Origin of the sequence: Leclercia sp. J807, assembly GCF_009734465.1 — a bacterium.
GTDB lineage: Bacteria > Pseudomonadota > Gammaproteobacteria > Enterobacterales > Enterobacteriaceae > Enterobacter.
This window is the reverse complement of the sequence record NZ_CP046446.1, coordinates 971,487-984,767: the sequence shown is the minus strand read 5'-3', so window position 1 is coordinate 984,767 and position 13,281 is coordinate 971,487. Positions and strand designations below refer to the sequence as shown.

Annotated in this window: 11 protein-coding genes; 3 read left to right on the top strand and 8 right to left on the bottom strand. The window is 57.2% G+C overall.

Annotated elements, in window-relative coordinates; translation table 11 throughout:
• Positions 1–27 precede the first annotated feature (27 nt).
• From proY to phoB, 4 genes are all read right to left on the bottom strand, one after another.
• The gene (proY, locus tag GNG26_RS04560) at positions 28–1,401 is read right to left on the bottom strand and encodes a proline-specific permease ProY (RefSeq protein ID WP_114387800.1); all 1,374 of its coding nucleotides are present in this window, start codon (positions 1,399–1,401) and stop codon (positions 28–30) included.
• 78 nt (positions 1,402–1,479) lie between these two features.
• The gene (gene brnQ, locus GNG26_RS04555) at positions 1,480–2,799 is read right to left on the bottom strand and encodes a branched-chain amino acid transporter carrier protein BrnQ (RefSeq protein ID WP_103178447.1); all 1,320 of its coding nucleotides are present in this window, start codon (positions 2,797–2,799) and stop codon (positions 1,480–1,482) included.
• Between the two features lie 409 nt (positions 2,800–3,208).
• Positions 3,209–4,504 carry a phosphate regulon sensor histidine kinase PhoR gene (phoR, locus tag GNG26_RS04550; protein WP_156237914.1) on the bottom strand — a complete coding sequence of 432 codons (1,296 nt, stop codon included), beginning with the start codon at positions 4,502–4,504 and terminating at the stop codon, positions 3,209–3,211.
• Between the two features lie 21 nt (positions 4,505–4,525).
• Entirely contained in the window at positions 4,526–5,215 is a 690-nt protein-coding gene (phoB, locus tag GNG26_RS04545) for a phosphate response regulator transcription factor PhoB (RefSeq protein WP_039031479.1), read from the bottom strand.
• Between the two features lie 194 nt (positions 5,216–5,409).
• Here phoB and sbcD point away from each other — a divergent pair, with 194 nt between their 5' ends.
• Together sbcD and sbcC are read left to right on the top strand one after the other, a co-directional pair.
• The gene (gene sbcD, locus GNG26_RS04540) at positions 5,410–6,615 is read left to right on the top strand and encodes an exonuclease subunit SbcD (protein WP_114315782.1); all 1,206 of its coding nucleotides are present in this window, start codon (positions 5,410–5,412) and stop codon (positions 6,613–6,615) included.
• Positions 6,612–9,743, top strand: coding sequence for an exonuclease subunit SbcC (gene sbcC, locus GNG26_RS04535; protein ID WP_156237913.1), 3,132 nt, complete (start codon positions 6,612–6,614; stop codon positions 9,741–9,743). The genes sbcD and sbcC overlap by 4 nt, the downstream gene beginning before the upstream one ends.
• Before the next feature lie 36 nt (positions 9,744–9,779).
• Here sbcC and mak read toward each other — a convergent pair whose 3' ends face one another.
• Positions 9,780–10,685, bottom strand: coding sequence for a fructokinase (gene mak / locus GNG26_RS04530; protein WP_168192002.1), 906 nt, complete (start codon positions 10,683–10,685; stop codon positions 9,780–9,782).
• Positions 10,686–10,809: 124 nt separating this feature from the next.
• Between mak and rdgC the strand changes: the two genes are divergently transcribed.
• Positions 10,810–11,721: a recombination-associated protein RdgC gene (gene rdgC / locus GNG26_RS04525; RefSeq protein WP_156237912.1), complete on the top strand. Its 912-nt coding sequence runs from the start codon at positions 10,810–10,812 to the stop codon at positions 11,719–11,721.
• Between the two features lie 56 nt (positions 11,722–11,777).
• Here the strand turns inward: rdgC and ppnP are convergent, their stop codons facing one another.
• The 3 genes from ppnP to yaiA all read right to left on the bottom strand — a co-directional run bounded on the left by ppnP (position 11,778) and on the right by yaiA (position 13,230).
• Positions 11,778–12,062 (bottom strand): pyrimidine/purine nucleoside phosphorylase, encoded by a 285-nt coding sequence (gene ppnP / locus GNG26_RS04520; RefSeq protein ID WP_103178442.1) that lies wholly within the window; start codon positions 12,060–12,062, stop codon positions 11,778–11,780.
• Between the two features lie 72 nt (positions 12,063–12,134).
• Complete coding sequence (locus GNG26_RS04515) at positions 12,135–12,812, bottom strand: AroM family protein (RefSeq protein ID WP_156237911.1); 678 nt, start codon at positions 12,810–12,812, stop codon at positions 12,135–12,137.
• A gap of 226 nt (positions 12,813–13,038) precedes the next feature.
• Positions 13,039–13,230, bottom strand: coding sequence for a protein YaiA (gene yaiA, locus GNG26_RS04510; protein ID WP_103178440.1), 192 nt, complete (start codon positions 13,228–13,230; stop codon positions 13,039–13,041).
• Between the last annotated feature and the right edge of the window lie 51 nt (positions 13,231–13,281).

The window sequence follows — 13,281 nt, the reverse complement described above, 5'->3', positions numbered from 1 at the left end:
ATGCCCGGCGTTTGCCGGGCATTTCGGTTACTGAGCTTCTGCTAACTGGCGTTCGCGACGGCGTTTGAACACCCATCCCACCAGCAACAGCGCAATCCACGCAAAGCCGACATACAGCGAGATACGGGTTTCCGGGTGGTAACCAATCAGGCCGATAATAAAGACCAGGAAGATCAGGCCAGCAACGGTAGTTGCCACGCCGCCCGGCACTTTAAACTTCAGCGCTTTGACCTCTTCAGGCGACAGACGGCGACGGAAGCCAATCTGCGACATCAGAATCATCATCCAGACCCAGACGGTGGCAAAGGTCGCCAGCGATGCGATCACCAGGAAGACATTCTCCGGCATGATGTAGTTGAGATAGACCGACAGCAGCAGCGCCACGGTCATCACCAGCACCGTCACCCACGGCGTGCCGCGGCTGGAGGTTTTGGCGAAAGCCTTCGGCGCACTGCCCTGCTCGGCCATGCCGTGCAGCATACGCCCCACGCCGAATACGTCGGCATTGATGGCGGAGAGCGACGCGGTGAGCACCACGAAGTTCAGAATACTGGCGGCGAAGGTGATCCCCAGATGCTGGAACGTCAGCACAAACGGGCTACCGTTCGTGCCCACCTGGTTCCACGGATAGATGGACATGATCACAAACAGCGTGCCCACGTAGAAGACCAGGATACGCATCGGCACCGAGTTAATGGCGCGCGGAATAGACTTCTCCGGATCTTTCGCTTCCCCGGCGGTGATACCGATAATTTCGATCCCGCCGTAGGCAAACATCACCATCTGCAGCGACATCACCATGCCTATCCAGCCGTTACTGAAGAAGCCGCCGTTACTCCACAGGTTATGGATGCCGGTTGGTTCGCCGCCATTGCCGATACCCCAGATAATGATGCCAATACCGGCGGCAATCATGATGATGATGGTGGCCACTTTAAAGAAGGAGAACCAGAACTCCAGTTCGCCAAACACCTTCACGCTCATCAGGTTGATGGCGCAGATGATCAGCACCACGCTGAGCACCCAGATCCAGTGCGGCACCGCCGGGAACCAGACCCCCATATAGATGCCGAAGGCCGTTACGTCGGCAATGGCCACAATCAGGATTTCGAAGCAGTAGGTCCAGCCGGTGATATAGCCCGCCAGTGGGCCTAAGTTTTCCTGGGCATAGCGGGAGAAGGAGCTGGCTGAGGGGTTATGAACGGACATCTCCCCCAGCGCGCGCATGATGATATAAGCGGCAACACCGCCGATAAGATACGCCAGCAAAACGCTGGGACCGGCCATTTTGATGGCATCTGCCGAGCCATAAAAAAGACCAGTACCTATCGCAGAACCCAGCGCCATAAAGCGGATGTGGCGGGCGGTAAGGCCCCGCTTCAGTTTGTTAGAGCTTTCCATTTACGTCTTGCCATTCAACACAAAAAAAACAAAAAACCACGGGGCCATAAGCCCCGTGGTTGAACATTTATCCGTTGATTAGTGCGCGTTCGACGTTACCCGACGCCCCGCAGCACGATCCCAGATTACGGCCAGAACCAGTGCAACAACGGTAGGCATCAACCAGGCCAGGCCCTGTTCGGACAGCGGCAGACGCTGTGTCCAGGCAGGGAGCGTATCGCCGATAGCCGATGCTTTGATGCCGTCAAGGATACCAAAAAGCAGGCTAATAAACATGGCCGGGGCAATAATTCGGGAAGAATTATTCCACCAACCGCGGGTGAAGCTCAGCACCACCAACACGATACACGGCGGGTAGATGGCCGTCAGCACCGGAATGGAGACCTGGATCAGGTGGCTCAGACCGAGGTTAGAGACCGCCATGGAGAAGATACCGAGGATGAACACCAGCGTACGGTAAGAGAGCGGCAGATACTGGGCAAAGAACTCGGCGCAGGCGCAGGTCAGACCCACCGCCGTCACCAGACAGGCCAGGAAGATCAGGATCGCCAGCAGGAAACTCCCCGAACCACCGAAGGTGTTCTGAACATAGGCATGCAGGATAGCCGCGCCGTTTGCGCTCTGGTCTACCAGGGCCGCGCTGTCAGAACCCAGACGGAACAACGCCAGATAGAGCAATGTCAGGCCTACGCCCGCAATCAGACCCGCCCAGATGGTGTAGCGGGTCAGCAGACGCGCTTCGGTCACACCGCGGGAACGGGCGGCGTTCACAATGACGATACCAAACACCATCGCGCCCAAAGTATCCATGGTCAGGTAGCCATTGACAAAGCCGTTAGAGAACGCGGCATTTTTGTAGGCGTCCATTGCATCGCTGATCGGGCCAGCAGGCCAGATAACGGCAGCCACGGCCAGGACAATCAGGGCCACGATTTTCAGCGGCGCGAGGAAGTTACCCACGGTATCCAGCAGCTTGCCCGGATAGAGGGAGACCAGAATCACCAGAGCAAAGTAGATCAGGCTGTAGATCAACAGCGGCATAGCGCCGTCGCCGGTCAGCGGAGCAATACCCACTTCAAAGGAGACGGTCGCGGTGCGCGGGGTGGCAAACAGCGGGCCGACGGCCAGATAGCAGACGGTTGCCAGCAGAATACCTGCGACTTTCCCGATAGGGGTGCTCAGGCTATCCACGCCGCCGCCAACTTTCGCCAGCGCAACGACGGTCAGCACCGGCAGGCCAACCGCGGTAATTAAAAAGCCAATCGCAGCGGTCCAGACGTGTTCACCCGCCTGTAAGCCAACCATTGGAGGAAAGATGATGTTGCCAGCGCCAACGAACAGCGCAAATGTCATAAAGCCCAGCGCGATGATGTCGCGCGATTTCAATTGATGGGTCATAAAACCTTACTGCCTGTGGATGTGGTGTTGAAAACGTTGAATTTTTCGCTATCCGTTGCGGAACAAAACAGCGGAAAAAATGTGCAACCTCAGCGGGAAATGCTTCCCTACCGGCGTGGAGAAGAATAGTTTTTCGATTTACCACGCAAATACAGTCTGTCCGACGATATCAGGGTGGCAATTTAAACGCTTATAACGTTTAAAGGCAATATGGGATCTCAAAACCAGAACAATATGCCAACTCGAAAGTTAGAAGTGGGATAATAAACCATTTATAAGAAAAACTCATGGCTAATCATGCGAACAAAAAAGCAACAGGCGTATAATATTTATTCGCGCTTCGCTGAACTGCAAAGCAAACAGGCCAGCATTGGCTGGCCTGTGGCAATTTCTGATTACAGTGACGCCGTCAGGCGCTGTTACTGGCAATCAAACGTTCCGGGATCACAAAGCTAAAACGCGTACTTTTCCCCGGCGTACTGACGATATCCAGGCGGCTGTCGTGGTGATTAATGGCGTGTTTCACGATCGCCAGCCCCAGGCCACTGCCCCCCGTCTGCCGGGAGCGCGCCTTATCCACCCGATAAAAACGCTCGGTAAGACGCGGAATATGCTCCGGGCCGATACCGGGACCATCGTCTTCCACGCTGAACTCCGCTCCCGTTGGCGCATGCTGCCAGCGCACGGTGATGTGGGTGCCTGGCGGGGTATGATTCACCGCGTTATAGACCAGATTAGAGATGGCGCTGCGCAGCTCGTCGGTACTGCCGCGTACTTTCAGGTTGTTATCCACCTCAAAGGTGAGCTGATGCTGCTGCTGGCTTAAGGTCTGCGCTTCGCGCTCCAGCATTCGCAGCATCATCGGCACGTCGATGGTTTCATTCAGCGCCAGGGTTGGTGCCGCCTCAATGCGGGAGAGGGTCAGCAGCTGCTTCACCAGCCCTTCCATGCGCTGCGTCTGCTCACGCATGGTGTGCAGCGCTTTTTCCCGCGGCGCGCCTTCCAGCGTCTGCTCCTGCATCATCTCCAGATAGCCCTGCAATACCGTCAGCGGGGTGCGCAGCTCGTGGCTGACGTTGGCGAAGAAATTGCGCCGCGCCCCTTCAAGCTGGTGCATTTGCGTCACATCCCGCGCCACCATCAGCCACTGCTGGTCGCTGTAGGGCATCACGCGGATCTCCAGATGGCGACCGTTGTTCATGACCAGATTGTGCGGGCGGGTAAAATCGCGTTTTTTCAGATACTGGGCGAACTCCGGATAACGCAGGAGGTTGAGGATATTCTGCCCGTTATCATCCGGCCAGCGCAGGCCCAGCAACTGCTGCGCCAGTCCGTTACACCAGAACATCGCCCCCTCTTCGGTGGTCAATACCACCGCATCCGGCAGCGATTCGGCGCCGCTGCGAAAGCGTTTGATCAGGCTGCCCAGCTCGCGTCGGCGTTTTTTATTACGCATCTGCATCTGGTGCAGGCCATACAGGAGGGGTTCCCAGCTGCCGCTTCCTGGCGGCGGGGTCATACTTCTGTCAACCCATAGCCACCATGAGAGGCGGAGCAAATTCCAGAAATGCCAGATGAGCAGTCCGGTGACTGCCGCCAGTAAAAACCAGGGTAAATAACCGATTACGGCCCCGAGGATCAGGGCCGGAATACAGCAGAGTATCAGTTCAAAACAGAGCCTTTTCCATGACAGCCGTTCCAGCACGCGTCACACTCCTGTCATTGTTCAGAAACGGGTTGAGAAACGATAACCCGTGCCGCGGACGGTTTGCACCATGCGATCGTGACCGCTGGTTTCAAGTGCCTTGCGCAAACGGCGGATATGAACATCAACCGTGCGATCTTCAACATAGACGTTAGTGCCCCAGACATTGTTGAGCAACTGCTCGCGGCTATAGACGCGTTCCGGGTGGGTCATGAAAAAGTGCAACAGTTTGAATTCCGTTGGTCCCATATCGAGGGGATTTTCACCGGTCATTACGCGGTGCGAGGTAGGGTCCAGACTCAGCCCCTGCATCTCAATCACCTCTTCCACCGCCATCGGTGAAATACGGCGCATCACGGCTTTAATGCGCGCCACCAGCTCTTTCGGGGAAAACGGTTTGGTAATGTAGTCATCCGCGCCGGTCTCCAGACCGCGAACGCGATCTTCCTCTTCGCCGCGGGCCGTTAACATCATCACCGGAATATCGCGGGTTAACGCTTCACGTTTAATATGTTTGATGAATTGCAGACCAGAGCCACCAGGCAGCATCCAGTCGAGCAGGATCAGATCGGGCCAGGGTTCGTTGAGCTGGTTCACCGCGCTGTCGTAATCTTCGGCCTCTATCGGTTGAAAGCCATTTTGTTCGAGCACGAAACAGACCATTTCGCGAATGGGTGCTTCATCTTCTACGACCAGAATACGTCTCGCCATACTTAGCCCTGTCTTATTAAGGTTACATGTTTGTAATACGGCGTCATTATGCGTCAGATTTATGACAGATTTATGAAAAACGCGCCCGCTCATAAAGGCAAGCCGTTGTTTTATGGCAGCCCCGATTGTAGCGGTTATCTTCCTCCCCCTGAAAGTTTATAATCCCGCTAACCATTTTTTGCCACGGATCTGTTATGCGCATACTTCACACCTCGGACTGGCATCTGGGACAAAATTTTTACAGCAAAAGCCGCGCCGCCGAACATGAAGCATTTCTCAACTGGCTGCTTGAGATGGCGCAATCGCATGACGTGGATGCCATCCTCGTGGCCGGGGATATTTTCGATACCGGCTCGCCGCCCAGCTACGCGCGCGAGCTCTATAACCGTTTCGTAGTCAATCTGCAAAAAACCGGCTGCCATCTGGTGATTGTGGCCGGCAACCATGATTCCGTCGCCACGCTGAATGAGTCCCGCGAGATCCTGGCGTTTCTCAACACCACCGTGGTCGCCAGCGCCGGACATGGGCCGCAAATTCTGACCCGACGCGACGGCACCCCCGGCGCGGTACTCTGCCCGATCCCGTTTTTACGCCCCCGGGACGTGGTGCGAAGCCAGGCAGGCCTCTCCGGGCTTGAGAAACAGCAGCAGCTGTTGCAGGCCATTACCCACTATTATGCCGAGCAATATACCCAGGCCTGCGCGCTTCGCGGCGACAGCGTACTGCCGATTATCGCCACGGGGCATCTCACCACCGTCGGCGCCAGTAAAAGTGACGCGGTACGTGACATCTATATCGGTACGCTGGATGCGTTTCCCGCGCAGCACTTCCCGGCCGCTGACTATATAGCGCTGGGCCATATCCACCGGGCGCAGATGATTGGCGGTTGCGAACATATCCGCTACTGCGGCTCCCCTATTCCCCTCAGCTTTGATGAAACCGGCAAAAGCAAATGCGTCCATCTGGTGAGTTTCGACCAGGGCAAGCTCAGCAGCGTCGAATCGCTTGAGGTGCCCATTACCCAGCCGCTGGCGGTGCTGAAGGGCGATCTGGCGGCGATCACCGCCCAGCTTGAGCAGTGGCGCGGCGTGGAGCAGACGCCTCCCGTCTGGCTGGATATCGAACTCACCACCGAGGAGTACCTGCACGATATGCAGCGTAAGATCCAGCAGCTGACGGACGATCTGCCGGTAGAGGTCCTGCTGGTGCGGCGCAGTCGCGAGCAGCGCGAGAGAAGCCTTGCCAGCAACCTGCGTGAAACCCTCAGCGAGCTGCGGGTTGAGGAGGTTTTTGAGCGCCGACTCGCCCAGGAAACCCTGGATGAGACCCAGCGGGCCCGGCTAAACGAGCTGTTCAGCCACACGATCCACGCCCTCAGCAATGAGGAGGATGAGGCATGAAAATTCTCAGCCTGCGCCTGAAAAACCTTAACTCGCTCAAGGGCGAATGGAAAATCGACTTTACCGCCGAGCCCTTCCTCAGCAATGGCCTGTTTGCCATTACCGGCCCGACCGGCGCGGGTAAAACCACCCTGCTGGATGCCATCTGCCTGGCGCTGTACCATGAGACGCCGCGCCTGAATACCGTCTCGCAATCGCAAAACGATCTGATGACCCGCGACACCGCTGAGTGCCTTGCCGAGGTGGAATTTGAAGTCAAAGGAGTAGCTTACCGTGCATTCTGGAGCCAGAACCGGGCGCGCAACCAGCCGGACGGCAACCTGCAGGTGCCCCGCGTGGAGCTCGCCCAGTGCAAGGACGGTAAGATCCTCGCAGATAAAGTGAAGGACAAGCTGGAGCTGGTTGCCTCTCTGACCGGGCTGGACTATGACCGCTTTACCCGCTCGATGCTCTTATCCCAGGGGCAATTCGCCGCCTTTCTGAACGCCAAACCGAAAGAGCGCGCCGAACTGCTGGAGGAACTGACCGGCACGGAAATCTACGGCCAGATCTCCGCCATGGTGTTTGAAAAACATAAGGCGGCGCGCAGCGAGCTGGAGAAGCGCCAGGCCCAGGCTGCCGGCGTGGTGTTACTCAGCGAAGAGCAGCTACAGCAGCTTCAGCAAGGTTTGCAGGTACTTACTGACGAAGAAGCGCAACTGCTGGCACAGCAGCAGGAACTCCAGAAAGATTATCAATGGCTTACCCGCCACGATGAGCTGGTGCAGGAGCAACTGCGGTCGAAGGCCGCGCAGCAGCAGGCGCAGCAGGCCCTGACGGACGCCACGCCCGAGCTGGAAAAACTGCATCTGGCCCAGCCTGCGGCCCTGCTGCGCCCGCACTGGGAGCGGCAGCAGGAGCAGCTTGCCCAGCTTTCGCAGACGGAACAGCAGATGCTGGATGTGAATACTCGCTTACAGTCCAGGACGGCGCTGCGTTCAGGTATTCGTAACGGGGCGCTACGCACGCACGACAGGCTGCAAACCGAGCTGACTGCACTTACCCAGTGGCTTACCGACCACGACCGTTTCCGCCAGTGGGGCCAGGAGATTGCAGGCTGGCGCGCCCACTTCACCCAGCTTAATCGCGATAAAACCCAGATCGCGACGCTGACCGGCCGTATCACGGCGTTACGCCATAAGCTGGCGGGATTACCGGAGAGCGCCCTGACGCTTACCGCAGAGCAGACCGCCACCGAGATGGCACAGCAGTCGCAGTCCCGCGCGGCGCGTCAGCGCCTGACCACCCTGCATGCCCGCTATCAGCCTCTGCAACAGCGATTGCGGCAGAATAGCGAAAGCGTGCAAAAGGCCCAGGCCGAGCTGGCAAAACTGAACGAAACCCTGACGTTGCGCCGCCAGCAGTACAAAGAGAAAAACCAGCACTATCTCGATCTCAAAACCTTATGTGAGCAGGAAGAGAAGATTAAGAAGCTGGAGAGCTATCGGGCGGAACTGGAGGCCGGAAAGCCCTGCCTGCTCTGCGGCTCTACCGAACATCCGGCCATTGCCCAGTATCAGGCCCTGGCGCTCACCGGAAACCAGCGCCGCCGGGATGCGATGGAAAAAGAGGTCGCCGCACTCAAAGAAGAAGGCCTGCTGGTTCTGGGGCAAGTGAATGCGCTAAACAGCCAGCTTCAGCGCGAAACAAGCGAAGCGCAGACGCTCTATCAGGATGAGCAAGCGCTCACTAAAGAGTGGAATGCGGTGTGTGAAACTCTTTCTGTGCAGTTGAGCATTCAGGACGACATCGCCCCGTGGCTGGCTAAACAGGAGCAGTACGAACAGCAGCTTTACCAGCTGAGCCAGCGCCTGACCCTGCAAAGCCAACTGAGCGAAGAGGAAGCCCAGCTCCAGCTTTATCAGCAGCAGCTTCTGGCGACGCGCACGGCTATGGCGCAAACGCTTCATGCCCTGTCGCTGGCGGCGCCGGAGGACGGTACCGAGTCGGCCTGGCTTGCGGAACGGGAAAAAGAGTCGCAGGCCTGGCAGGAGCGGCAGTCTCAGCACAGCGCCCTGCGGGAGCGCATTACCGCCCTGGCACCGCTGCTGGAGACCCTTCCGGCAACGGATTCCACCCAGGCGGAAAGTGCGATCCCGGATAACTGGCGCGAAATCCATACCGAGTGCGTCTCCCTGCAAAGCCAGCTCGCCACGCTACAGCAGCAGTACACGCTGGAAAGCGAACGTTTACAACAATCGCAGGCGCAGTTTGCCGCCGCGCTGGCTGCCAGCATCTTTAGCGATCGGGAGGCGTTTCTGGCGGCCCTGCTGGATGGCGATACGGTTCGGCGTCTGGAGCAGTTGAAACAGACTCTGGAAAGTCAGATCCAGCAGACCACGGCCCTGCTTCAGCAGGCCGGACAACGACTGAACGAACATCTGGAACAACGTCCGGCGGGCCTGACGACGGATGCGCCGGCTCTGCAGGAACAGCTTCAGCAGCTCGGCCTGAAACTGCGGGAAAATACCACCCGCCAGGGAGAGATCCGCCAGCAGCTTAAACAGGACAGCGATAATCGCCAGCACCAGCAGGCACTGATGCAGCAAATTGAGGAGGCGTCCCGTCTGGCGGATGACTGGGGTTATCTTAACGCGCTGATCGGTTCCAAAGAGGGGGATCGCTTCCGTAAGTTTGCCCAGGGCTTAACCCTCGACAATCTGGTATGGCTCGCCAACCAGCAGCTGATGCGTCTGCATGGCCGCTATCTGCTACAACGCAAGGCCAGCGATGCGCTGGAGCTGGAGGTGATGGATACCTGGCAGGCGGATGCCGTGCGCGATACCCGCACCCTCTCCGGCGGCGAAAGTTTCCTGGTAAGCCTGGCACTGGCGCTGGCGCTTTCCGACCTGGTGAGCCACAAAACGCAAATTGACTCGCTGTTCCTCGATGAGGGCTTCGGCACCCTGGACAGCGAAACGCTGGATACCGCCCTGGATGCGCTGGATGCGCTGAATGCCAGCGGCAAAACCATTGGCGTCATCAGCCACGTCGAGGCGATGAAGGAGCGCATCCCGGTGCAGATCAAAGTGAAGAAGATTAACGGGCTGGGGTACAGCAGGCTGGATAAAGAGTTTGCTGTTTTATAAGCCGGGCTCGCTACGCGTCACCCGGCTTTTGCCCTGTCAGTTTGGCCACAGCCAGGCCGCGCCGCGTACGCCGCTGGAGTCGCCGTGCACCGCTTTACGGATCGGGGTTTCGCATTCGCCGCCAAACACCCACTGCTTCACCAGCTGGGGAACGGTGCTATAGAGACGGTCAACGTTGCTCATGCCGCCGCCCAGGACGATCACATCCGGGTCGAGAATGTTCACCACGTGCGCCAGCGACTTCGCCAGCCGCATTTCATAGCGGCTGAGCGCCAGCTCCGCGACGGCGTCCTGCTCTTCCACCAGCCGCATGATCTCGTTGCCTTTTAGCGGATGCCCACTCAGACGACGGTAATCGGTGGCGAAGCCGGTGCCGGAGATAAAGGTCTCGATACAGCCCTGTTTGCCGCAGTAGCACGGCACTTCAGCGCGGTACTTCAGTTCGTCTTCATCCATCCACGGCAGCGGATTGTGCCCCCACTCGCCAGCCGTGCCGTTGCCGCCAATATGGGCGCGGCCGCCAAAGGCCACGCCTGCGCCGCAGCCGGTACCGATGATCACCGCAAATACTGTCTGTGCCCCCGCCGCGGCGCCGTCGATAGCCTCTGACACCGCCAGGCAGTTGGCGTCGTTCGCCAGCCGGACTTCACGGTTCAGGCGCTGGCTTAAATCGCGGTCGAAGGGCTGGCCGTTGAGCCAGGTTGAGTTCGCGTTTTTCACCACCCCGGTATAGGGCGAAATCGACCCCGGGATCCCCATACCGACCGTGCCGGTCTGGCCGGTGGCCTTTTCGGCCATCTCCACCAGAGTAGCGATGGTTTCAATGGTCTGCCGGTAGTCGTCACGCGGGGTAGGCAGGCGATGGCGGAACAGCTGCTCCCCCTGCTCGCCCAGGGCAATGACTTCTGTTTTCGTGCCGCCGAGATCAATACCAATTCGCACAGAACGTTCCTCATTATTTTGATTATCAACAGAGTAGAAGCCTGCTACCCGATTAGCAATGCAAGCGATGCGACAATTCGCTATCATGCCCGCTGAATTAAACGACAAGACCGTGGAAATTATCATGCTGTGGTTCAAAAATTTGATGGTTTACCGTCTCAGCCGCGATATCGAACTGCGTGCAGACGAGATGGAAAAACAGTTAGACCTTTACGCATTTACCCCGTGTGGCAGCCAGGATATGGCCAAAACCGGATGGGTTCCGCCTATGGGATCACAGAGCGATGCGCTGACCCACACCACCAATGGTCAAATCATCATCTGCGCGCGTAAGGAAGAGAAGATCCTGCCGACGCCAGTAGTGAAGCAGGCGCTGGAAGCCAAAATTTTTAAGCTGGAAGCCGAACAGGGCCGTAAGCTGAAAAAAACCGAGAAAGATTCGCTGAAAGATGAAGTGCTGCACTCCCTGCTGCCGCGCGCCTTTAGCCGCTTCAGCCAGACAATGATGTGGATCGACACCGTTAACGGCCTGATTATGGTCGACTGCGCCAGCGCCAAAAAAGCAGAAGATACTCTGGCGTTGCTGCGTAAAAGCCTCGGTTCGCTGCCGGTGGTGCCGCTGACGATGGAAAACCCGATCGAGCTGACCCTCACCGAGTGGGTACGGGGCAACAACGTCCCGCAGGGCTTCCAGCTGCTCGACGAAGCCGAGCTGAAAGCGATCCTGGAAGATGGGGGCGTGATCCGCGCCAAGAAGCAGGAGCTGGTCAGCGATGAAATCGCCGTGCATATCGAAGCCGGCAAGCTGGTGACCAAACTGGCCCTCGACTGGCAGCAGCGCATTCAGTTCATGATGTGTGACGATGGCTCGATCAAGCGCCTGAAGTTTTCCGACGAACTGCGCGATCAGAACGACGATATCGACCGGGACGACTATGCCCAGCGTTTTGATGCTGACTTCATTCTGATGACGGGTGAACTGGCGACGTTGATTAAGAGCGTAGTGGAAGGATTGGGCGGCGAAGCACAGCGTTAATGCTTCATGCCAGGCTTTATGCCAAAAACAGGAGCCGGGTTAACCCGGCTCTTTTTTTACAGATAACGACACAGATAAGAGGCAGGTTCAGCAACCTGCAGATGGAATTCGCTGTGGCCTGGCACGTTGAAAACATCGCCCGGGTTATAGACTTTCCACTCCGTCTCCCCCGGCAGTAACACTTTGAGCGAGCCGCTCACCACGGTCATCTCTTCTGGCTGCGCGGTACCGAAGGCGTACTCCCCCTCTTCCATTACGCCAACACTGGCGCGGCCAGTAATGCTGCTGGTAAAACCGATGGACTTCACTTTACCGGAAAAGTATTCATTAGTCTGAAGCATGGACTGGTCCTTATTGTCGTTGGTTGTCAATCCAATATAGGGGTGACACTCCGTACCTGTCACGCAAAATCATCAGACCAGCAATTCCGAGGCCAGCCGGGCCACCAGCACGTTTGATAGCAGCACCGGCACGTCCAGGTGTTTTTGCAGTAAATCACGGTGATGTTGATGAAAACCAAGACAATCAAGCATCAGGACATCTGCGCCGCGGGCCAGCAGATCGCGTCCGGCGTCGATCAGTTTCTCTTCGCTGTCCCAGAAAGGATTGGCTACAGCAAGCAGCGGCGCCTTAGCCAGGCACTGCCATTTGCGGGATTGGTTCTCCATGAGCTCAGGGATCGGCACGATCACCCCCACCTGATGGCCATCGACAATCGATCCGACCAGCGGCGGGATGATCCGCGTCGGCTCAAGCAAAATCGCATTACGGGCGACGAGGCCAGTGATGGGCGCTGTGCTCATCAGCAGGATCACCTCATAGCCCTGGTTATCGAGCACTTCGATCACGCCTTGCAGGGCGCACGCGATCTTCGGCAACGAGACGTTTCCCAGCTCGCCGTCACTGAGCAGGGTAGGCAACTGCGCCTCGCCCGGTTCAGGGGCGTAGTCTTCCATGACCTCTTCCCGGCTCAGCGTACCGAGCAAACTGTGATGCGTAATTTGTTGCGCAGAAATATGCTCCGTTAAGAGCGGTAGTACTTCGCTTACCGGGACTACCCCAATCGTGAGGATCGCCAATGTCGCCTTCATCGTTCTCGCCTTTCTATACACTCACTACCGTGACACAGATACAGGCACACTACGCTGTTCAGAAAAAAGTGCTGAAAAGCGTAGCAGCAGATTCAACGGCTGGAATGTAAAGATTCACGTGCCTGACAGAATGTGTCTGTTAATCTTGAACATTACCCTCCGTTTAATGTTTACGCTTTTTAAATAGTGTGATTACGGTACGGTTTTGAGCGTATTCGGATTTAATTCAGGCTTTGTCGGGATCTTCGTAACGCACTTTCGCGTCCTTCGCTTCCTGCTCCGTTTCATGCTCACTGATCAGTGAATCCGGTTTAGGGTGGTCAGCACGCAGCTGATACCAGGTGACAGTCTTGCCCGTTGCGCCTTTCTCAACGGCAACAATACGGGCTTCACGCGGATAGGGAGGTCTGGTTGGCATAGTTCATCCTTTATTTTATTAGGTTGGCTGAACTATCAGTATAGACATCAG

What these genes read in the sequence shown, in the direction of transcription:
- proY (WP_114387800.1), bottom strand. Translation starts at nt 1,401, where the DNA reads ATGGAAAGCTCTAACAAACTGAAGCGGGGCCTTACCGCCCGCCACATC.
- brnQ (WP_103178447.1), bottom strand. Translation starts at nt 2,799, where the DNA reads ATGACCCATCAATTGAAATCGCGCGACATCATCGCGCTGGGCTTTATG.
- phoB (WP_039031479.1), bottom strand. Translation starts at nt 5,215, where the DNA reads ATGGCGAGACGTATTCTGGTCGTAGAAGATGAAGCACCCATTCGCGAA.
- sbcD (WP_114315782.1), top strand. Translation starts at nt 5,410, where the DNA reads ATGCGCATACTTCACACCTCGGACTGGCATCTGGGACAAAATTTTTAC.
- sbcC (WP_156237913.1), top strand. Translation starts at nt 6,612, where the DNA reads ATGAAAATTCTCAGCCTGCGCCTGAAAAACCTTAACTCGCTCAAGGGC.
- rdgC (WP_156237912.1), top strand. Translation starts at nt 10,810, where the DNA reads ATGCTGTGGTTCAAAAATTTGATGGTTTACCGTCTCAGCCGCGATATC.
- ppnP (WP_103178442.1), bottom strand. Translation starts at nt 12,062, where the DNA reads ATGCTTCAGACTAATGAATACTTTTCCGGTAAAGTGAAGTCCATCGGT.
- GNG26_RS04515 (WP_156237911.1), bottom strand. Translation starts at nt 12,812, where the DNA reads ATGAAGGCGACATTGGCGATCCTCACGATTGGGGTAGTCCCGGTAAGC.
- yaiA (WP_103178440.1), bottom strand. Translation starts at nt 13,230, where the DNA reads ATGCCAACCAGACCTCCCTATCCGCGTGAAGCCCGTATTGTTGCCGTT.